This window comes from Lacticaseibacillus zhaodongensis (assembly GCF_009687905.1).
GTDB lineage: Bacteria > Bacillota > Bacilli > Lactobacillales > Lactobacillaceae > Lacticaseibacillus > Lacticaseibacillus zhaodongensis.
The window spans coordinates 44,193-66,208 of sequence record NZ_BLBG01000006.1; the positions used below are offsets into that span (position 1 = coordinate 44,193).

The 22,016-nt window shown below is 51.1% G+C and carries 17 protein-coding genes, 1 other RNA gene and 1 pseudogene; all 19 read right to left on the minus strand.

Annotated features, from left to right (window positions below; all coding sequences use genetic code 11):
• Positions 1–78: 78 nt before the first annotated feature.
• The gene (dnaX, locus tag GN107_RS06010) at positions 79–1,827 is read right to left on the minus strand and encodes a DNA polymerase III subunit gamma/tau (protein WP_155287117.1); all 1,749 of its coding nucleotides are present in this window, start codon (positions 1,825–1,827) and stop codon (positions 79–81) included.
• Between the two features lie 364 nt (positions 1,828–2,191).
• Positions 2,192–2,289, minus strand: an RNA gene (ffs, locus tag GN107_RS06015) — signal recognition particle sRNA small type.
• A 273-nt stretch (positions 2,290–2,562) separates the two neighbouring features.
• Positions 2,563–3,060 (minus strand): annotated as a pseudogene (tadA, locus tag GN107_RS06020) (tRNA adenosine(34) deaminase TadA); the annotation flags it as partial.
• A gap of 2 nt (positions 3,061–3,062) precedes the next feature.
• Positions 3,063–3,677: a class I SAM-dependent methyltransferase gene (locus GN107_RS06025; protein ID WP_155287115.1), complete on the minus strand. Its 615-nt coding sequence runs from the start codon at positions 3,675–3,677 to the stop codon at positions 3,063–3,065.
• 605 nt (positions 3,678–4,282) lie between these two features.
• Positions 4,283–4,741 (minus strand): GNAT family N-acetyltransferase, encoded by a 459-nt coding sequence (locus GN107_RS06030; protein ID WP_155287114.1) that lies wholly within the window; start codon positions 4,739–4,741, stop codon positions 4,283–4,285.
• Positions 4,742–5,260: 519 nt separating this feature from the next.
• The gene (locus GN107_RS06035) at positions 5,261–6,169 is read right to left on the minus strand and encodes a glycine betaine ABC transporter substrate-binding protein (protein ID WP_230678576.1); all 909 of its coding nucleotides are present in this window, start codon (positions 6,167–6,169) and stop codon (positions 5,261–5,263) included.
• 9 nt (positions 6,170–6,178) lie between these two features.
• The gene (locus tag GN107_RS06040; protein WP_155287113.1) at positions 6,179–7,048 is read right to left on the minus strand and encodes an ABC transporter permease; all 870 of its coding nucleotides are present in this window, start codon (positions 7,046–7,048) and stop codon (positions 6,179–6,181) included.
• Positions 7,041–8,249, minus strand: coding sequence for a quaternary amine ABC transporter ATP-binding protein (locus tag GN107_RS06045; RefSeq protein WP_155287112.1), 1,209 nt, complete (start codon positions 8,247–8,249; stop codon positions 7,041–7,043). The genes GN107_RS06040 and GN107_RS06045 overlap by 8 nt, the downstream gene beginning before the upstream one ends.
• Before the next feature lie 424 nt (positions 8,250–8,673).
• Positions 8,674–9,006, minus strand: a complete 333-nt coding sequence (locus GN107_RS06050; RefSeq protein ID WP_155287111.1) for a hypothetical protein — start codon at positions 9,004–9,006, stop codon at positions 8,674–8,676.
• Between the two features lie 65 nt (positions 9,007–9,071).
• Positions 9,072–9,419, minus strand: a complete 348-nt coding sequence (locus GN107_RS06055) for a hypothetical protein (RefSeq protein WP_155287110.1) — start codon at positions 9,417–9,419, stop codon at positions 9,072–9,074.
• Positions 9,420–9,537: 118 nt separating this feature from the next.
• Positions 9,538–10,491 (minus strand): LacI family DNA-binding transcriptional regulator, encoded by a 954-nt coding sequence (locus GN107_RS06060; protein ID WP_155287109.1) that lies wholly within the window; start codon positions 10,489–10,491, stop codon positions 9,538–9,540.
• A 221-nt stretch (positions 10,492–10,712) separates the two neighbouring features.
• A complete protein-coding gene (locus GN107_RS06065) occupies positions 10,713–11,570 on the minus strand; it encodes a sugar ABC transporter permease (protein ID WP_155287108.1) in 858 nt (285 codons plus the stop codon).
• Positions 11,571–11,572: 2 nt separating this feature from the next.
• A complete protein-coding gene (locus GN107_RS06070; protein WP_155287107.1) occupies positions 11,573–12,931 on the minus strand; it encodes a carbohydrate ABC transporter permease in 1,359 nt (452 codons plus the stop codon).
• 89 nt (positions 12,932–13,020) lie between these two features.
• Complete coding sequence (locus tag GN107_RS06075) at positions 13,021–14,256, minus strand: extracellular solute-binding protein (protein WP_155287106.1); 1,236 nt, start codon at positions 14,254–14,256, stop codon at positions 13,021–13,023.
• A gap of 50 nt (positions 14,257–14,306) precedes the next feature.
• On the minus strand, positions 14,307–15,929 hold the full coding sequence (locus GN107_RS06080) for a glycoside hydrolase family 13 protein (RefSeq protein WP_155287105.1): 1,623 nt from the start codon (positions 15,927–15,929) through the stop codon (positions 14,307–14,309).
• Positions 15,930–15,985: 56 nt separating this feature from the next.
• Positions 15,986–17,113, minus strand: a complete 1,128-nt coding sequence (locus tag GN107_RS06085) for an ABC transporter ATP-binding protein (protein ID WP_155287104.1) — start codon at positions 17,111–17,113, stop codon at positions 15,986–15,988.
• 15 nt (positions 17,114–17,128) lie between these two features.
• Entirely contained in the window at positions 17,129–17,821 is a 693-nt protein-coding gene (gene pgmB, locus GN107_RS06090; RefSeq protein WP_155287103.1) for a beta-phosphoglucomutase, read from the minus strand.
• Positions 17,799–20,075 carry a glycoside hydrolase family 65 protein gene (locus GN107_RS06095; RefSeq protein ID WP_155287102.1) on the minus strand — a complete coding sequence of 759 codons (2,277 nt, stop codon included), beginning with the start codon at positions 20,073–20,075 and terminating at the stop codon, positions 17,799–17,801. The genes pgmB and GN107_RS06095 overlap by 23 nt, the downstream gene beginning before the upstream one ends.
• Before the next feature lie 181 nt (positions 20,076–20,256).
• Entirely contained in the window at positions 20,257–22,002 is a 1,746-nt protein-coding gene (locus GN107_RS06100; RefSeq protein WP_155287101.1) for a glycoside hydrolase family 13 protein, read from the minus strand.
• Positions 22,003–22,016: the final 14 nt, after the last annotated feature.

Sequence of the window (22,016 nt, forward strand, 5' to 3'; positions counted from 1 at the left end):
CCATATTTGGCATTGTTCAGTTCTCCTTGTTAGTTGTTTTAATTACCCCCACACACGCGGGGAGCATATGCTTGTATATTAGTCGTTCTTGATTTGAACGTTGTCGCTACCGAGCAAATCGGTAATTTTCTTAACCACTTCCGGCTCCTGCTTCTCTGGGGCCGGCTGCGGCTGGAGGGGCGGATTCTCCTGCTCCTGCTGCTTGCTCTTCTTGAAGCCGACTTCCTTGATGAAGTTCTGCCGCACCGTTGGCCACTGCTTCTGCTCGACCAGCACGACACGTTCGTCCCGCCCGGTCATGGCCTTCAAGCCGTCCGCCATGTCCTGGAGCAGCGTTGCGTCGCTTTTGACCTGCTCGATGTAGAAGTCATTGTCAAAACTAACGATCACGCCGTCTGGACTGGCGGCAACGGGTTCGCTGATTTTCATCATGCTCTTTTGCATGCCCGCGAGCCGGTCCAAAACGTCCGGCCAGACATCCTTGAGTTTGTTCAAGTCATCCCGGGTCGCGTGTTCCAAAATCGGGTAAATCGCATTGGTGTTGACCGCCGCCGGACGCCGACCGCTGCGTTTCGGCGCGGCCTTGGCCTTCTGGGGCGCTGAAGTCCCAGTGGTGCTGAGCGTCTGAACAGTTGCCTGCAACTGCTGGACAGCCTGTTGCAGTTTGGCAATGGTCGCGGCGTCCGCGTCATTGCGCTGCGGTGCAGGTGCCGCTGCAGCCGCAGTTGCACCGCTCACTTCCGGAAGCGGCTCACTCAAGCGCACCGTCAGGACCTGCAGATATAGGTCCGGCTGATTGGTCGCCCGCAACTGTTGCTGAGTGCTGCTCATGGCGTCAATCGCGTGGTAGAGCCAGCGCGATGGCAATGCTTTGGCGAGGTCAGCGAACTGCTCGTCCAGCAGTGCCATCTCCGCGGCATCAATCAGCTTGGGTGCTGACTGCTGCACAAGCAAGTCGCGCGCGTAAGCAATCAGGTCCTCAAGCAAGCGGGCACTATCCCGGCCGGCGCTCAGGATGTCATCAATGATACCCATTCCGCTGGCCGCGTCGCCACCATGGACCGCCTTCAGGTAGGCGCCGAGTTGGGCCGTGGTGACGGAGCCAGTTACCGAGCGGGCGTTGGCTTCGGTCACGTGATCCTGACCAAAACTAAGCACCTGATCGAGAATGGAAAGTGCGTCCCGCATCCCGCCGTCAGCCGCCCGCGCAATCACGGCGAGCGCCTTCTGGTCGTAGCTGATGCCCTTGTCGTCCAAAATTAATGCGAGGTGCTTTTGAATGTCCGCACTGGTAATCCGGCGGAAATCAAAGCGCTGCGTCCGCGAGATGATGGTCGCCGGAATTTTGTTCGGTTCGGTGGTCGCCAGAATGAAGGCCACGTGCTCCGGTGGTTCCTCCAGCGTCTTCAGCAGGGCGTTGAAGGCCCCCGTCGACAGCATGTGGACTTCATCGATGATGTAGACTTTGACCTTAGCTTCGGCCGGGGCGTACTTCGCCTTGTCGCGAATGTCGCGAATCTCATCGACCCCGTTGTTACTGGCGGCATCGATTTCGATGACATCAGGCTCACTGCCCTCGTTGATTGCCGTACAGATTTCACAAGTGTTGTCCGGCTCGCCGTCAACTGGGTGCAAACAGTTGAGCGCCTTCGCCAGAATTTTGGCCACGGACGTTTTTCCTGTGCCCCGCGGTCCGGTGAACAGGTACGCGTGGCTAGTTTGCTTGCTGATGACCGCGTTCTTCAGCGTCTGGGTGATGGCCTCTTGACCGACCACTTGCGCAAAAGTCTGCGGGCGCCACACCCGGTATAATGCCTGATAACTCACCGCAACCATCCTCTCTTCCGTCCTATATGTAAATATTATATCTGCATTCCATTCTAACATACATAGCTGGGCTTTCTCCCGCGGAAAGCACTGGGCAAAACAAAAGTGTTAATGCATATTTAGCTATCCCAAGTTTAGTAAACACCATCGCTGCCGGCCGACTCCTGACCAATCTTAGTTACGGTGAGGAGTCGGCCTACAAACGTGGATCCCAATGCAGCTCCTTCCGCTTAGTCCAAAAGCCACCAAGTCCTAAGGTACAGGACTTGGTGGCTTTTATACTAATGCTCAGGAGCTAACCACATTGGGGCCCACTCTCAAAACAAAAACCCGAGCAGTCGTTTCCGACTCTCGGGTGTCAATTATCTCAAAAACAAAAGGCACATGACGATGCAACCTTAGTGCTGCTTCCTTCCGGACCTGACACGATTCAGAAGCCCACCATTGCCTTAAGGCCTTGCGGCAAAATTAATTATACACGCCTGCACTTAGTTTGGCTAGGGTTGAAGCGCGCATTAATGTCGCGGGTAAGTTCTGTGTCACATTACCAGTGACAAAATGATGTTCTACCTACTTGTTAGCAGCTTTTGCGTCTTGGTCCGCCTGCTTTTGCTTGGCTTCCAGCTTAGCGGCGTACTTAAGCACGGCCAACCCGGTGATTTCCGGTTCCTCGTGCTCAGCTTCCGCGTGCGCCACGGCTGGGTCAGCGACCACAGTGGTAGTGCTAGCTGCGGCTGCAGCCTGCTTTTGCTTCTTAGCCGCCTTGCGCTTGGCCCGGATACCGCGGAAGAAGTCTTGCAGCATTTTGGCACTGATGTCCGCATCCACGCCGCCAACGGAACCAACTTGGTGGTTAAAACGGGTGTCTGTTAACAGGTCCACAAGTGTCCCCGCGGCCCCGGCCTTAGGGTCAGCCGCACCCCAGTAACAGGTGCGCACGCGACTGTTGATCATCGCACCGGCGCACATCGGGCAGGGCTCGAGCGTGACGTAAAGGTCACACTCTTCCAGCCGCCAGGTGTGCAAAACAAGGCAGGCCTCTTCAATCGCCATCATTTCCGCGTGATGCGTTCCATTTTGGCTGTGCTCACGCAGGTTGTGGCCACGGCCGACAATCTTGCCATCATGCACGACCACCGCGCCGATGGGGACTTCACCGATGATGCCGGCCATCTGCGCCTCATCTTCAGCGGCGTGCATGAATTCAGTAATTTGTTTAGGTGTCGGTGCCATTACTAAGCCTCCTGCGCGGCAGTTGCGTGCAGAATGTAGTAACCACTGTCCTTTTTAATGACTTCAGCGTTGCCAAAAGTTGCCGCGAGCAACTTCTTGGCACTCGGCGCCCCCTGTTTCTTCTGGAGGACAACGAAAATCTCACCGCCCGGCAGCAGGTGCTCCTTGGCACCACTAATCATGGCACTAACAATTGCCTTGCCCGCCCGGACTGGGGGGTTGGTGACGATGACCCCGAACTGGTCACTAATTGCGTCGTAAACGGAGGACTCAACGATGGTGCAGCGCGCATCCACCCCGTTAGCGGCGGCGTTACGCTTAGCCAGCGCGAGCGCCCGCTCGTTAACATCACTCATCACAATTTTGCGTTCTGGCAGGGCCGCCGCCATGGAAATACCGATGGGGCCGTAACCACAACCAAGATCCAGAATGGACCCGGCCGCCAGCGCGGGCTGGTCCAGCACCGCGGAGATAAGGACGCGGCTGCCGTAGTCGATGGTGTGCTTGGAGAACACGCCGTTATCGCTGGTGAAGCGCAGCTCGTGGCCGCCGAGTTCAAAGGCGAAGGTGTGTTCATTGTGTTCTAAATCTGGGTCGTTGGTGTAATAGTGATTCATGATTGTTCCTTTCGTAATTACTCTTTGCAGACTAGTATATCTGAAAACAACAGTTGCTGCTTGAGAGCACAGTAAATGTTCGCGCAAAATCGGGTGGGTGTGAAGCTGCCGGACGGTGGGCGCATCTTCCTCCGCTACGTTTGCGGTAGTGACAGACAGGCATGCCGGGGTCGGTTACATAATTGACCAGAACCGGGTCAATTATTCCACCTTAGCTCCGAGCCCGCCGTGTTTTCGCAACGTCTTCGGTAAGCTTACCAGGCAGTTTTAATCATACTAGCGGTCTCTCCACTATCCCCGAATATTGAATGTAGTAGCCTTGCAAAGCCCGCAAGACTACTACCTTCAATATTCGTTTCGGCATGGTCACTACCACAAACTCCGCTCCGGAAGAGGCGCCCACCGCCCTACTTAAGCGATTCAAAGCAAAACAGATTGTCTAAAAAATTGTCTACTATCAGGTAATGTCTAAGCTAAACCCATCAGAATGTTCTACATTGTATGCCTCGGTTAATGCTGACTGCAGCGTGAACAAACGATGATACCGACTTATTTCCCGGGTAATATACCGAAAAGCACGGTTGTCGCGATAACACAGTCAAGCCCTACTTATCGAGTTGCATTTTGATAAACGTCACCGGCGTCCCGTAAGCATTGGCATCACGCGTACCAATCTGCTTGAAGCCCAGTTCTTCGTACACGTGGCGCGCACGGGCGTTGAAGTCCGCTACCTCTAATGTGATTGGACCGGCATAGTGGTAGCGACTACGGGCGAAGTCAATTCCCTGCTGCACAAAATCACGCCCGCGCCCAGCACCCATATACTCAGGAGCTAAACCCAATCCGAGCTCCAGCACCCCGTCCGGGAAGGAAAACTCATACATGCCAATCAAGATGTCGTCTTCAAGAACGGAATAGTAGTCATCCCCATCGTCAGCAAAAATATTCGCCATCTCGTCAACGTGTGCGGCGGCCGGAATGTTGTAAAACGCGTACGGTGCAGGATAGTCCCATTGCAAATATTCTTTGGCTTCGGGACGGTTCATGTAGCGAATTTCTATCATGATGAGCTCCTTTTTCAGTGTCTGAACGCTGCGACTTTATTAACGCTAAATTTAACACAACAGGGCATTAGAGCCAATCATGCTGGAGTCAATTCTTACTACTACCCGCACAACAGATGGTTGGACAATATACTGGCAAAAGCCGCGGTGATTCCAGTCGCGTCAATACGACTACAAAACAGCTAAAGTAGGGCGGGGTGCGTCTCTTCCGGAGTGCAGCTATTGGGGGTGACCATGCTGTCGCGATAATCAGCGTGATTTTCGCTGATTATCGGGGAGAACGTAGAGACCGCTGGTAACTAGGAAGTATCACAAAATAGTTTACCGTGGCAGTGCACGATAACACGGCGGGCTCGAAGTTCAGCCGGAAGCCTTGGCACGAACTTTGCCAAGGCTGCAGGCGGCCCCAGCATGCCTGCCGTCACCCCCAATAGCGGAATGGAGGAAGATGCGCACCCCACCCGGCCACTAAGACACAAAAGCTGCCGCACGACCAGTCAGTCATGCAGCAGCATTTCCCTACTTCTTCAAATCTTCAATCGAATTCACATTCGTCATGTAGGTCGGCACCGCAAGGCCAACCTTCGCCCCGCGCAGGTTAACACCCAAGTCGGTGATTTCGCTGCGGTACTGGTGATAGAAACGGCCGGACGTGTTCGGCAGCCAGGCACAGGTCATCGCGTCCGCGGCGTTCGTCGCAATCGATGCCCACAGCGGCTGCATCTCCATCGCCTGCAGCGTCGGCTTATAGCCAACAGTCCGCAGTGCCTCAGCGGCCACGAAGCTAGAGGCAATCTCTGAGTCCCAGGATACATAGGTCATCTTAATTTTGTCCCCGTGTACGTGCTTAACGCCCTTGGTCCACTTGGCGAGCTGCTCGGGGTGGGCCTTGAGCCACTCCCGTGCGGCTTTGCGGGGCGCCATCCCCGCGTTGACCTTGATCATGACCGCCGACATCTGCGCTGGCGTCCAGTAGAAGCGGTCGAGCACCGTGTACGCGGACGGCTTGTCCTTCTTCAGGCCCTTGCGCACGATGGTGTGGATATTTTCACTACTACCATAAACGTTCTTGGGGTCCTTCAGGAACTTCAGCTTGTACTTGGTGAACATCCAGTGTGGCTGCCAGCCAGTGATGACGATCGGCTGCTTGTTCTTGATGTCCTTGCCGAGCTGCGTGGTCATCGCGGCGGTCGAGCTGGTTTGCAGCTGCCACTTATGGTCCTCAAGGTGGTACTGCTTGAGGGCCTTTTGCGTGGTTTCCATCTCCCCGGCCCCGGCGTCGATGCCAGTAATGGTGTAGTTAACTTGCGGTCCGAGTGGCTTGCTGGAATCGTACGCGGCCGCCTTGGCCGAACAAGCGGCGAGTGGCACGACCAGCAGCAGTGCCAAGCCGCTCAGTAGTAGTTTGAGCTTAGTAACTTTATGCAAAATCAGCACCTACTTTCCCTGACCCTGAGCGTTCAGCGCCTGCGTGATCCGGTCCAGGATGATGGCCAAAATGACGATGGCGAGCCCGGCGGCAAAGCCGTTCCCGGCGTCGTTACGGCCGACAGCGAAGTAAACTTTTTCACCCAAGCCCATCGCACCAATCATTGATGCGGTCACAACCATGGACAGCGCGAGCATCATGGTCTGGTTGACCCCGGCCATGATGGACTGCTGGGCGAGTGGCAACTGCACCTTAATCAGCTTTTGCCAGGTCGTTGAACCGTACGCATCGGCGGCTTCGATCAGGTCTTTCGGCACCTCGCGAATCCCCAGGTTGGTCATGCGCACAACTGGCGGCATCGCAAAAATCAACGCGGAAATCACCCCAGGTACGGTCCCAATTCCGAACAGTGCAACCGCTGGAATCAGGTAAACGAAGGCGGGCATCGTCTGCATGAAGTCCAAGACGGGTTTGAAGATTGCCTGCACGATGTCACTTTTGGCCATCCAGATCCCGAGCGGAATCCCGATGACGAGCGCAATCAGGCTGGCGGTCAAGACCAAGGCAATCGTCTGGGTCATGTCGCGCCAGAAGCCCTGGTTCCAGACGTACAGCAGGCCGACCGCTTCGAAAACAAGCAGGCTCCACTTCCGCGGCTTTTTGCGGGTGATGTACCAGGTCAAGGCCATAATCACGATGATGAAGAGCGGGATCGGTAATAAATCAAACACCCACTGAATCGCGGCGTTTATGCCCGCAACAAAATTGGTCACGGCGTTGAAAAAGCCGGTGAAGCTAGCAAGCCAGTCAACAAAACTGTCGATCCAGCCGGCAAGTGGCAGCTTCGGCACGCTCGTTAAGGCGAATAAGTTAGTCATTATCTGCCACTTCCCTTCCGGCCATTGCGGCGAGCACGGCCCCACGAATCACGATGCCGCGCAGCTTTTTGCGGTCATCAAGCACGGCAACCGGCATCGATGTCTGCGCAAAGGTATCCATCAGCTTGTGCAATGGCGTGTCCGCGGTCGTAGTAGCAACGTCGTGGTTAACGATACTGTCGAGCCGCTGCACCTTGTGCTCCTTGTCATCTTCAATCAACTTGATTGTGTCCCGCGCATCGATCACGCCGATGAGCTCACGCTTGCTGTCGACGACCATGAGGGTAGAAACCTCGTTGGCCCGCATTTGCCGCAACGCGACTCGCGGCCCGTCGGTATCGATGTTCACGGTGTACGGCCGGATCATGACGCTCCCGGCGGTGATGACCTTGGTCCGATCAACGTCTTCGATGAAGCGTTCGACGTACTCGTTCGCCGGCTGGGTGAGGATGTCTTCAGGCGTCCCCACCTGCACGACGTTCCCATCGCGCATGATCAGGATGTGATTCCCAATTCGCAGCGCCTCGTTCAGGTCGTGACTGATGAAAATAATGGTTTTGTGCAGTTCTTCCTGCAGTTCCAGCAGTTCATCCTGCATGTCCTTCCGGTTCAAGGGGTCGAGTGCGGAGAAGGCTTCGTCCATCAGGAGCACGTCCGCATCGTTGGCAAGTGCGCGGGCCAAACCGACCCGCTGCTGCATCCCGCCAGAGAGCTGGCTTGGATATTGCTGCTCATAGCCTTCAAGACCAACACGTTTGAGTGCGACCATGGCCTTCTCGTAGCGTTCGTCCTGCTTAACACCCTGAATCTCGAGCCCATACGCGGCATTATCGAGCACGCTGCGGTTAGGGAAGAGGGCAAAATTCTGGAAGACCATGCTCAGCTGCTGCCGGCGCACATTGCGCAGGGCCTCTTTGTCCATGCTAGCAATGTCCTTGCCGTCCAGATACACGCTGCCGCTGGTCGGGTCGATCAGGCGGTTGATCATTCGGATCATGGTCGACTTACCGGATCCGGACAAACCCATAATTACAAAAATCTCGCCGTCTTCAATGCTGAAGGAGGCCTGGTTGACCCCAACCGTTGCTCCAGTTGCGGCGAGAATTTCCTGCTTGCTTTTGCCGTCCTTAAGCATGTTTTGCACTTGTTTGACGTGGCCGCCAAAAATCTTTGTAAGCTTTTCCACTCTTATTTTTTCCATACGCTCTCCTTCTTAGATATAATCAACTCTTCGATGCTGATGTAACTATTTGATTATTATTTCGGGGTTAACAACTGTCTTTATTTTTGCATAGATTTTAACTCTATGTCAAATTTGTGACGAATCTCGCAACATAACAACAACATTGTCTTTTGCCCCAATCCGCACGCGGTACGGTTTGTAAGCGTTTTGGGAAACAAGCCGATTTTACTGTTTTCATATGTCAATTATTTAGTTAAGAGATTTTTTTGAAAGGGCCTACACTTTATTTATTGTTGCATAGATGGGAGCTCTTCTGGACGGCTTGGCGGCATTCATTTTGCATACGATAACAACATCAGGTTTACCTCTAGATTCCGCAACCCACTAAAAAACCACCCCCATTGCTCATGCGGGTGGTCCAGTTTAGATTTATTACATTGTCTTAGTCTGCGCAGTCGTCCTCGAGGTCATCCTGCTGGTACAGGCGGTAGTTCCAGCTGGCGGCGCCAAACTTTTCGTCGCGCTGCATAAACTCCAGTTGTGTCAGTGGCCGGCAGTTGGTCTGCACAGCGGCGGCTGGCAGTTCCAGGTAGTCGCTCAGGCCCGGCTTGCACACGACGGCGATTTTGTTGCCATCCGCATCGCTGCGCACTTCGACAACTTCAAAGATGTCGCCGCGCGTCAGTTCCTGCTTGGCTTCCGCGCCATCAACCGTAATCACTCCGCTGAATGGCTCTGTAACCTCATACTTATTTTGCTGCACCTTATTGAGCATTAACTCGTCTCCAGTTCTAAATTGTCTAGATATAGTTTACTACACTTAAGCAACACTGGGGCGACTTACAGCTTACCGCCAAACCAAATTGGCAGCATGATGGTCGACAACCCCGCCGTTTTCTCCAGGCTGCCGTTATCCACGGCCAGGACAATTTTGCCCACCGCATCCAGCCCGGGGTCCAGCTCCTTGATGCCGCCAACCATGATCAGGTTCAACAAAATCTGGCGCAAGTCGTGTCTGACCTGCACGTAATGGTCCGCGTGTGCATCCAGCTCCTTGGCAGCCTGCAAGAGTTGCTGCCGCAAGTCTGGGTGCGCCTGCGCGTAGTCACTTGCATACGCCTGACTGAGCGCAGCCAGCAACGCAGCAGCCCGGTCTGCATCAGTTTGGTGCTCAACTTTTTTAGCCATGTTATCCCCTCCAAAGTGCCACCAGCATAAACCCAGTCGCAAATTAACACAATCATTTGCGCGTAAATTAAAACTAATAAACGTCTAAGCCTATTGATACCCGTAACCGATTATCATCCTAGTTTCTGGTTGTGTCACGGATCACCAATTCAGGCGTAATCATTGTTTCTCCTTGCTGTGCACCCGACTGGGCAATCTTTTGCAGTAGCATGCGTGCAAGTAGTTCACCCAACTGCATAATTGGCTGACGGACCGTGCTTAGTTGTGGATTACTAACCTGATCAAGTAGCACTCCATCAAAACCAATGACCCCAAAATCTTTGGGGATACTACCGCCGTTTTGGATGATTGCCCGAACCACCCCTACCGCAAGCCGATCGCTGGCACAAATAAAAATAGTATTCCGTGCAAATTCATGCCAGTGTTCGTTAATGAACCTTTGCGACAGATGGGAGTGATTCGCCATCCGGTGTATCCGGGGCAGCATTTTATGCTTCTGCAAGGTATTGATATAACCCGCTTCACGTGAATATTCGAACGGTTCTTTCACGTCAATACCAATGAAGATGATTGACTGATAATTTTTGGCGACTGCAAACTCGGTCGCCTTTTGGATGCCGAGTTTGTTGTCGGTATCGATGAAATCATAGCCGTACCGATTCTCGCCAAAAACCACAACGGGCTCGGCCAGCTGATCTAGCAACTTGATATCATCATTGCGTGCTCCGGTCACAATGTAGCCATCCGGATTACCATCAGTCAAGTGACTTCGATCAGTCACAAGCTGTAGTGCATACTGCTGCCGATCCAACCCCTTAGCAATGCCAAACAATAAATTCATGTAGTACGGTTCAGTTACTTCTACATCCTCAAGAATGACCACTTTGATCACATTCGTGCGATTGTTGGCAAGAGCCTTAGCCGCCACATTAGGTTGGTATTGGAGCGACGCCATTGCGTCCTTTACCAGTTGCCGCAGCTCATCTGTCACCTGTTCCGGATGATTGATGACTCGTGACACTGTCATTTTGGAAACATTTGCTTCTTTTGCGACATCAGATAAAGTAACCAAGTGCGGGTCCCTCCTGTTTGTTATGTTCTATTCAGCGGCGAGCCGCACCTATAAGTTTAGCATAAATTACTGCCGTTATTAAAGCGCTTTTATTGGTGGGACAATTGCCCAACAACATATGCTTGTTAATCCACAAATGCGTATGTGTACGTTCGCATCAGTTATCTTTGCCAAAGAGCTCAAAAACAGCAACCACTGGCTGCAGCAGTTGCTGTTCATAGTTATCCTTTATCTGCACCAGCAGTAATACCGTTCACGTAGAACTTCTGCATGATGATGAACAGAATCGTAATCGGAATCGCGATGATAACACAACCCGCGATGAACTGGGTGAAGTACAACGTAGAGGTGCCCTTTGTTGTGTGCACCATATTGTAGAGCCCATACGCAATGGTATAGTTCTTCGCGTTACCACTAGACGACAGGATAATCCCCGAGAAGATAAAATCAATCCATGGTGCGATGAATGCCATCAAGGCCGTGTAAACGATGATTGGCCGTGACATTGGTAAGCCGATGTGAATGAAGGTCTGCCACTTAGTAGCACCATCCATCTCTGCTGCCTCGTCAATTGCCCGGGGAATAGTGTCGAAGAACCCTTTAGCGACATAAAACCCTAAGCCTGCAGCACCAACGTACACCAGAATCAGTCCGAAAAGATTCAACATGTTGAAGCTCTTCAGGATGTAGTAAAGCGCAATCATTGACATGAAGCCCGGAAACATTCCGAGGACCAAGGCAATTTGCAAGAATGGTTTGCGCAAGCGGAAACGCAAACGCGAGAGAACATACGCCACACAGATGGTTACGAAGGTGGACAAAGTGGCGGAGATTACTGCAACAAAGAACGTGTTGGCCAACCAGTGCACAAACGGAAATTGTGAACTGGTGAAAATACCAACGTAGTTCTGCAACGTGAATTTATCCGGCCAGATGGTCGAAACGAACCCCGTATCGTTGTACGAGAAACTGGCCAAAATGATCCAAACAATCGGGAAAATCCAAACAACGGCCAGCAGACTTAGTAGGATGTAGCGCAAAATCAGTGAGATGCGGCGCTGCGTTTTATACGATTTCAAGGCTAACCCTCCTTAAATGCGTTGGTACGGCGATATGCCAGAAGCGAGAAGGTAGCGCTGATTATGAAAATGAGAATCCCCAACACTGCCGATGCATTGTATCGCTGCGTTTGCCCGAATACCAAGTTATAGAGCCAGGTAACAAGCAAGTCTGTATCCCCGGCACCATTGTAGTTATTGTTCATTGGGTAACCACCGGTCAACAGATAGATGACGTTGAAGTTGTTAATATTCCCAATGAACTGCTGAATCAGTGCTGGCGCCATTACGTAGAGAATCTGGGGGAAAGTGATTGCTCTGAACACTTGAAAGGCGTTCGCACCGTCCATCCGTGCGGCCTCGATTTGATCTTGCGGCAGATTTTGAATAATAGCCGTAGAGACCAGCATTGAAACTGGAATCCCAATCCACATGTTAACAACGATAACAGTGATTCGGGCCACTAATGGGCTAGCCGATGCACTGATGAAATTGATTGGGTGGCTGATCCACCCCCAATTGAGGAGCAACGTGTTCAGCGGCCCTTGTAGATCCAAGAACTGAGCCATCATGAGCAGCGAGATAAACTGCGGGACAGCATAGACAATCACGAAAATTGTCCGCCACAGCCCCTTATGCTTAATCCCCTTAGACTCAATCAGCATGGCCAGCAATACCCCGAAGAAAAACGTGGTGGCTGTTGCACAAACCGCCCAAACTAGGGTCCAGCCCAGAACGGGGAAGAAAGTCCCGGCCAGGTCGCCGGTTAGAACATTGCCAAACGCCTTGAAACCAGTCCAAGAAAAACCAATTGAATGTTTAGCATCGTAGTTGGTAAACGCCATTGAAATCATGTAAACCGTTGGCAAAATTGTGAAGGCAACAATTCCAACAATGGGGATTGCTAGCAATGTTATGTGCAAGCGTTGATCAAGCAGTGACTTTAATTCCTCACCGTTGGTCGGAACGTGTTCCCCATCACGGTGCAAGACGTATAGGTTGCGAACCGATTTCAAGTTAACAATATACAGGCCAATCATGGCAACCAAGAGAATGACCGCCAACACTCCGAAGAGTAGGATAACAACCGAGTTATCCGGCATTTTCGTGATGTAAACTCCTTGTGCCGCGTCAAATACCACTTTCTTGTGTTTGATTGTTCCTAGGGTCGTCAGCATGCTCAGCGTACTGATTCCACTGAACGCCATCCAGAGAACAAAAACGATTTCGGTGATCAAAAACCCTAAGCCTTTGACCCACTGTTTGTTTCTCAGTTGGGCCAAACCCATGATGAGGAAGGATAGCTTGGTGGATGTATCACCGTGCTGCCACACTTCCCTATACGTTGCCGCTTGTGGCAACTTTTTCTTACGTTGAAACATAGCTTCTCCTTCCTCAACACCAACCGGCAACGGTGCTACCGGTTAGCAATAGTACTTTTCTGTTAAGCCGTCCTTAGCCTAAATTTGTGCTAATTAGCTTTGGAAATCCCGTCATAGAATTTCTGCAGTTTGGCTGGGTACTCGTTAGCCTTAATAGAACCGGTGTAAGCACCATTGATGAGTGGCGTTGCCAGGTTCCAGAAGGTTGCCATCTGTGACATCTTCGGCATAACTGTGGAATTACCTTCCTTAGCCATGGTCATAACTGCCCGTGCGGCGGCATCATTAGCGACAGCGGAATCCTTCTGTGCTGACTTGTCGACAGGAATCTGGCCGGAGTGCTTGTAGACAATCAGCTGTGACTGTTTGTTGGTAATGAACTGTGCAAGGCTTGCTGCTGCTTTCTGGTTCTTAGCATCAGTGTGTGAGTTAACCGCAAAGGCTTCGATTCCGAGGAAGGCCTGCATTTGCACTTTCTTGCCCCCAATTGTGACCGTTGGGTATGGTGCAACCCCAAAGTTACTGCCCAAAACTTTCTTAATGTTGGCTGTGTCCCAAGGGCCATCAAGGATTGCTGTCGCCTTGCCGGACTTCAACTGGTTGAGCGCGTTTGATGTTTGCATAACCCCTTTGTTGTGCTTTTGCTGAGCAAACCAGGTCATCGCATTAACACCCATTTGATTATTTACATTAGTACCCTTAAGCGTCTCGCCATCTTTACCATAGAGATTCGTGCCAGCTGACAGGAAAATTGGGTAGAAATTGTACGGAACGGTGAAATCAGTAGCAATCACTCCTTTAGAAGTCAATGCGTCCCAATCCTTCACATCCGTTGCGGACAGCTTGGACTTATTGTAATAGAGCGTCTGTGCTTGTTCAGCGAATGGATAGCCATATAACTTGTTCTTCCACTCAACCCCTTTACCAGAAACGGCGGTGTTGTTCTTCTTAACGTAAGCAGTCGCGGCTGGTGATAGTGGGTTGATGTACCCTTGGTTGGCCATGGCGCCGAGCTGATCATTTGGCACCTCAAACACATCAGCAGCCTTAGCCGGGTCCTTCGCTACGTCGGTCTTCGCATTCGCTGACCCGTTTGGACTCTGGGTAACCTTAACCTTGACGTCTGGGTACTTCTTGTTAAAGTTCTTAGCAATCTTCTTGTAGTAGGATACCTGCGTGGTGTCGACCCAGAGCTTAACGTTCCCAGCTACTTTGTCCGAGGTTGACTTGGTGTCCGAAGAACTCGAACTGTTGCCACATGCTGCAAGCAAAGTTACTGCAATAATTGAACTGCTAACGAGTCCAATCTTTTTCCATAGTTTCATCGTAAAATTCCTCCCAATGGAATAATTTCCTAAAAAAACAATTACGAATTTTAGTTAACCACAACGGCGAAAGCTTGATACGGCGCCAGTATCGCGTTAACTAAGGTTTTAGGTACTCTTGAATAATTGGTAATCAGTACTTGCTTAAATTTGACCGGTAAATTAATGATCTGTTCTTTATTCGTCAGATTTGCCACCACCAACCACCTGGTGTCTTCATAAGAGCGGTAATATGCCATAACTGCGTCAGGTACGGAAGTAATGGGCTCATACTCGCCATCTGTAATAATTGGTTCTGAATGCCGCAATTTAATTAAACGTTGGTACATGGTGTACACCGAATGTGGTGTGGCCTTCGCTGCGGCGACATTAATTTCGCGGTAATTCGGATTAACATGTAGCCACGGTCGGCCACTTGTAAATCCAGCCCCAGAAGCATTTGTCCATTGCATCGGCGTACGCGCATTATCCCGCCCCATTCGGTTGATTGCGGCAATTAGATCAGCAGGCTTTGCTCCCGCTGCGAGCCGCTCGTTGTACATGTTGATGCTCTCAATATCATCAACTTCTGCAATCGACTCAACTGGATAATTTGTCATGCCGATTTCTTCGCCCTGGTAGATGTATGGCGTCCCGCGCATCAAGTGCAGCAGGATTGCAAACATCTGCGCACTAGTAACTCGGCACTTATCATCATCTCCCCACCGCGAGACAATTCGTGGCAAGTCGTGATTGTTCCAGAACAGGCTGTTCCAACCGGCATGATAATCAAGCTGCGTCTGCCACTTGTTCAAAACCGCTTTGAGTTCAGCAGTTTGAAGTGGCCGCCAATCCCATTTTTCCTTACCGGCTTGTTTATCTAGTTGCATGGCCTCAAACTGAAAGACCATCGAAAGCTCATTCCGCCGCGGATCAGAATACTTCTGGGCAAGGCTTGGTGTTGCGCTCCATGTTTCGCCGACGGTCATAAAGTCACCCCGGCCAAACGTAGCGGTGTTCATTTCCTGCAGATACTCATGCAGGTGCGGCCCATTTTCACGAATCTCGTGGTCGGGATCTTTACCGATTAAATCAATTACGTCCATCCTGAAACCGCTGATGCCCTTATCAAGCCAAAAATTCATCATCCGGTAGATTGCCCGGCGAACTGCTGGGTTAGCCCAATTCAAATCTGGCTGACCGGCACTGAAAAGGTGTAAATAATACTGCCCGGTTCGCGAATCTTCCTGCCAAGCTGAGCCGGAGAATCCCGACTGCATGGAGTTTGGTGCCACTCCGTTCTTGCCGTCACGCCAAATGTAGAAATCCCGATACGGATTATTCCGTGACCGGCGTGATTGTTTAAACCACTCATGTTGATCTGAAGTGTGATTAACAACCAAATCCATGATGATTCGAATATTTCGCCGGTGGGCCTCAGCAATCAATTCATCCATATCTGCCATCGTGCCAAACTGGGGATCAATGGCCTGATAATCCGCGATATCGTAGCCGTTATCCAATCCCGGTGACTTGTACACCGGACTCAACCAGATTGCATCAATCCCCAGTTCGGCGAGGTAATCCAGTTGGGAAATGATTCCCGGAATATCCCCAATGCCGTCACCGTTACTGTCCTGAAAACTACGTGGATAAATCTGGTAGACTACGGCGTTACGCCACCATTCATCCATGGCAACACCTCCTCAAGTGCAAAAGCATAGTGCTCTGGGACAAGGTTATCCGAGCTCTAGTAGGCACAATCTGCGCTATCCTCAACAATTGCATTCGTTGTCTGCTGATCAAAGAAATGTCCTTTGTTAATATCAAAGCCCAGGTCCACAACGTCCCCCGGTGTATGCAATGCGCGTGCTGGCACCACTGCAACAAACTCAGTGTCATCAAGTTTCTGGTACATTTGCACAGTCGCTCCGAGCAATTCTGAGACAACCACTTTTGACTTCAAGACTGCATCTGGCCAGGTTGTCAAAAATGTCTCTTCAGCGTGAATATCTTCCGGCCGAATGCCGAAGATGACTTGCTTACCGTTGTACCCTTTAGCATCCAAAATCCGGGCTCGGCCTTCAGGCACCGCCAATTTGAGGCTCCGACCGTCACTGATTCTGCCGTCCTGATATGTGACCGTGAAGAAATTCATCGCCGGTGAACCGATGAAGCCCGCTACAAATTGGTTCTTAGGGTTCTGATAAACATCTTTAGGTGTGCCGATTTGCTGAACCTCACCGGTGGACATTACAACAACCCGGTCGGCCATCGTCATCGCTTCAGTTTGGTCGTGGGTAACATAGATGGTGGTCGTATTAAGCCGCTGGTGTAATTTGGCAATTTCCGCACGCATCGTGACGCGCAGTTTAGCATCAAGGTTTGACAATGGCTCGTCCATCAGAAAGATCGGGGCATCCCGAACGATTGCTCTTCCCAGGGCTACCCGCTGCCGCTGGCCACCTGACAGGTCGGCTGGCTTACGGGCGAGAAAGTCGGTTAGGCCCAGAATTTTAGCGGCATTTTGCACCCTGGCATCAATATCATCCTTCTTGTAGTGCCGTAGTTTTAAACCAAAGGCCATATTGGCGTATACGGTCATGTGTGGGTACAAAGCATAATTCTGGAAGACCATTGCAATGTTCCGATCCTTTGGGGCGACATCGTTCATCACTTTATGGTCAATTTCAAGTGTGCCTTCCGTGATGTCTTCAAGGCCCGCAATCATCCGTAAAGTTGTGGACTTCCCGCAACCGGATGGACCGACAAAGACGATGAACTCCTTATCTTTGACGTGGAGGTCAAAGTCCTTGACCGCTGCTTCCTCCGCGTGATCATATTTTTTGTAGAGATGATTCAAATCAATTTCAACCACTGCTAATCCCTTCTTTCAATCCACCTGGCAATCATTGCTTGCAATTTGCTGGCGAATAAACGCGGTGCTGATTGCGCTCAGCTTGAGTTGCCTTGTGTCTGGCACAATGTAGTCCGCCGCGCGTAAGACCTGCGCATCACCAATGCCAACCGCAAACTGCCCTGCCGCCTTAATTGCAGCCACCCCGGCAGATGCATCTTCAAAGCTAATCACTTCATCAGCGTTCAGTTTGAGCAAGCTCTGGGCGGCAACGTAAATCTCTGGATCCGGTTTGCCCTTGTGCAGGGCCGTTGGATCCACAATGGCGTCAAAATAAGTAATCAACCCTAGCTGTTGCAAAATTCTGGGTGCGTTCTGCGATGCCGACGCTACCGCCAGCAACAGCTTGGCCGAACGTGCATCTTTTAGCAGTTGCAGCATTCCCGGAAGAATATCAGCAGGGGTCATCTGTACAATTAATTGTTGGTACATCGCGTTTTTTTCCGCCGCAAGCGCGTTAAGCTTGGCGGAACTGTAGCGATTCAACTGATTGCCAAAGCGCAAGATCACGTTAAGCGAGTCCATACGTGAACGGCCCCGCAATTGATCATCTGCAGCAGCAGGCAAATCAATCCCCAGCTTCGTTGCAAGTGCTCTCCATGCAGCCAAGTGGTAACTGGCTGAATCGGTAATCACCCCATCAACGTCAAAGATCAATCCTTTGAGCATTGGCTTCTCCCTTCTGTAAATGCACTTGCCGGCCCTTGACCTGGATGTCCAAATCATCGCCATCAAGCAGCGTGAAGGTTGCCTGGTTAGCAACGTTGACACCGATAAGCCGGCCGCGGTAGTTGAGTTTAAAACTGTAGCTTTGCCAGTTGTCCGGCAAAAACGGCTTAAAGCGAAGTCCCGTTTGGTCATACCGCATTCCCGCAAAGCCCTGGACTATCGCCAACCAGCCACCGCTCATCGAGGTGATGTGCAGACCATCAGCGGTATCATTGTTGTAATTGTCCAAATCCAAGCGCGCCGTCCGTGCATATAATTCAACTGCTTTGGCACTCTTGCCGAGCTCTGCAGCCAAGATTGCATGAATCGAAGCACTAAGTGAGCTTTCATGGACCGTTAGTGGTTCATAAAAGTCAAAATTACGTTCCTTTTCCGCCATTGTGAACCGGTCATTCAGGAAGTAGATTCCCTGCAACACATCCGCCTGCTTGATAAAGGGTGATCGCAAAATTCGGTCCCAAGACCAGTGCTGATTGATTGGCCGCTGATCGGCCGGAATCGAGCTTGCCGGACGCAAATCTTTATCGAGAAAAGTATCATTTTGAACGAAAATACCTAAATCATGGTCAACTGGTTTGTACATGCGGTCAATGATGTCCTGCCAATGCGCCTTTTCGCTGGCACTGACCGCCAGTTCTGAAACAACATCCACATCACCTTTGGGCAACCGCTCTAAGGTGTATTCAAGGCACCAAGACGCCATCGTGTTCGTGTACCAATTGTTGTTGACGTTGTTTTCATACTCATTCGGACCGGTCACACCGTGCAACATGTACTTCTGCTTCCGCTGACTGAAATGAACGCGGTCCGCCCAGAAACGGGCAATACCGACAAGCACCTCAAGTCCTGGCCCATTCACATAAGTTTCATCACCCGTATAGGTGGTGTACTGATAAATTGCAAATGCCACCGCCGCGTTGCGATGCAGCTCTTCAAAAGTGACTTCCCATTCGTTATGGCATTCCACGCCGTTGAAGGTGACCATCGGGAACAATGCTCCAGCTAGGCCTTGCATCCTGGCGTTGTGGTAGGCACCAGGTAATTGATCATGTCGGTACTGAAGCAAGGCTCGAGTGACGTCTGGCGGCGTCACGGCGAGGTACATCGGTACCACATATGCCTCCGTGTCCCAGTAAGTCGCACCACCATATTTTTCACCGGTGAATCCCTTGGGCCCAATATTGAGCCGCTTGTCCTCACCGTAATACGTCATAAACATTTGACAGATGTTAAAGCGAATCCCTTGTTGGGCGGCGGCATCCCCAACGATTGACACATCACTTTGCTGCCACCGCTGTGCCCAAACCAGTTCGTGTGCGTGCAGATTCTCCGCAAAACTGCTGGCCTGGACCTTGTGCAATAACTTTTCCGCAGTTCTTTCCTGATTGGCTTTGGCCACGTCACGACTCGTTACAACGATAACGTCCTTTTCCAGTTCAAGATGCTGGCCTTGCCGTAATGTCGCGGTCACACGTTCTGTAACAGCGCCATCCTGGCCAGAGTGCAGACCCTCAACCGTCACACCGTTGCGACGCAATCCCTGTTTCACCATCACCGTGAACTGCGGTACCCCGAAAGGATTCGACTTGGTTGTCATTTGGATCAGGCCTGCATTTGGTTTGGTAACATCCGGAATCCAGAAATGATCTTCGTAGTTACTATCTTCATTAACAACATTGCCGTTGATCCCAGCATCAAAGTCAATTTTCGCCGTGCCGCGTACAACGAAAGCCGTAACCTTAATCAGCGCTGCCTGCCGGATTACACTGCTCAGAAACCGGGCAAATTGAAACCGGACTTCACAATCCTCTCGCTCCAGAATGAAGCTGCGGGTAAGCAAACCCTGATGCATATCGAGTGTCAGCGTGAAATCACGAAACTGCTCTTTTGCTAAGTCAACCCGCTGGCCGTTCACCGTCAAAAAGATATCGATAAAGCTAGGGGCGTTAATGACCTTGCCAAAGTACTCTGGGTAACCATTCTTCCACCAACCAACTCGCGTTTTATCCGGGAACCAAGTCCCTGCAATGTAAGTTCCCTGGAGATGATCACCCGAATAACCTTCTTCAAAGTTTCCCCGCAAGCCCATGTAGCCATTTCCAATCGCGGTTAAACTCTCTTGCAGTCGTTTGTCTGCAATCGCTAGTTCGTGCGTTTGGACAAGCCAGGGATTGATTTCAAAAATTCGTTTCATCTTATCCCTCACGTAATGCGCGTCTTGATTACCGCGCAACTTCTTCATAATTGATTAGCTTTTAAATCTATCCTGCAGCAACTTTGTCGGTCGACTCGGCACGTTGCTTGCTACGGTTTCAATTATGTTGGCGAGTAAGCGCTTTTACAATTTGGAAAACTCTGTTACCGCTATCAATCTACTAATCAGCCTTGATTACAAAACCGTTTGGGCCTAGCTGTCCATCGCGATAGTTTTGCGCCAAGGTTGCTTCACCGTTCAGGCTAACTGGCTGGCCCGTAGTGTTGAAGTATGCGGTCACGTTATGATCTCCCTTGCGTGAAACTGCAATCAATCCGTGTTTCGTGACACTGAGCTTGGTGCTACCTTGGCCCAACGTCCTTGCATACTTCCGGCGCAGCTTGATTAATGCGGCGACCGCCTGCCAAGTCTGGCCGCCAAGCTTCGACCAGTCCATTGGCCGACGATCATCCGGATCGTTGCCACCATCCATACCCATCTCAGTTCCGTAGTAAATGCACGGTGCCCCAGTTTGGGTGAAAATGAACGCCAAAGTTTGGAGTGCCAAGGCTTCATTGTCCCCAGCGAGGGTCAGTAACCGCGCGGTATCATGCGAATCAAGCATGTTCAGCATCACTTGGTTAACCTGATCACGGTAGAGCATCAACTGATCAGTTAGCCGTGCCACCATCTGCTTTGCCGTCTGCTTATGGGTCAAAAAGTGATCCATAAGCAGTTCTGTGTACGCGTAGTTCATGACTCCTGAAAATTGATCTCCGTTAAGCCAAGGCTGACTAGAATGCCAAACCTCACCCAGCACGTAAAAATCCGGCTTAATAGCTTTCACAGCAGCATAAAACCGCCGCCAAAAGCCGTGATCGACTTCATTAGCTACGTCCAATCGCCATGCATCAATGTCGAACTCTTCAATCCAGTACTTGGCCACCGTCAGTAAGTAATCTTGAACTTGTGGATTGTCCGTGTTGAGTTTGGGCATGTGGGACTCAAACGCAAAGGTCTCGTACTGGGGTTCACCCTCACCTTTAGTCGGGTCGTTAAACGGAGCCACAGGAAATTGGTTGATGTGGAACCAATCTGCAAACCGTGACTGCGCCCCTTTTTCCAAAACGTCCTGCCATTGCATGCTCTCGTAACCCATGTGGTTAAATACAGCATCAAGCATGACCTTCATCCCCCGCTTGTGGGCTGCGGTCACCAAACGGGCAAAAAGTGCTTTATCACCAAAAGCCGGATCAATTTCAAGGTAGTCGATGGTATCGTACTTATGGTTGGAACTAGCTGCAAAAATTGGGCAGAAATACAATCCGTTGACGCCTAAGCTCTGGAGATCATCTAGGTGGTCTAACACGCCCTGTAAATCACCACCATAAAAGTCCTCACGGCCCGGGTGATCTTCTGGGCGCCATGTCTTCGTACCGACCGGATCATTGCTAGTATCGCCGTTGGCAAAACGCTCCGGAAAGATTTGGTACCAAACGGTTTGCTTGACCCAATCTGGGGTCCGCACCATGTCGCTTTCGTGCAAATACGGAACACGGAAATAGTTGGCCGTTTCTTGCCGCATCATTTCGCTGTCTTCACGCAGGCCCCGATCACCAAGCAGCGTGATGGCACCATCAACACCAGTAATCACAAACTGATACTGCAAGCGGTGGTACGGTGCAGTCAGGGTAACACCCCAGTAGTCTTGCGTTTCACCTTCACCAATCCGAACCATTTTTGTCGTTGTGTATTTGAAAGTGCTACGGCCATCCGCACCGGTAATCATCCAGTACGGGTCACCAAAAATTACTGTCACGGCCGCGACATCATTCTTAGCAGTGTGCAAGCGCAACCGTAAGTGATCTGCATCATAAAGAAAACAATCTTCGCTTTCAGGGCGATGTTGCAATGCACTAGTTATCATTGTTACCTCCGTTC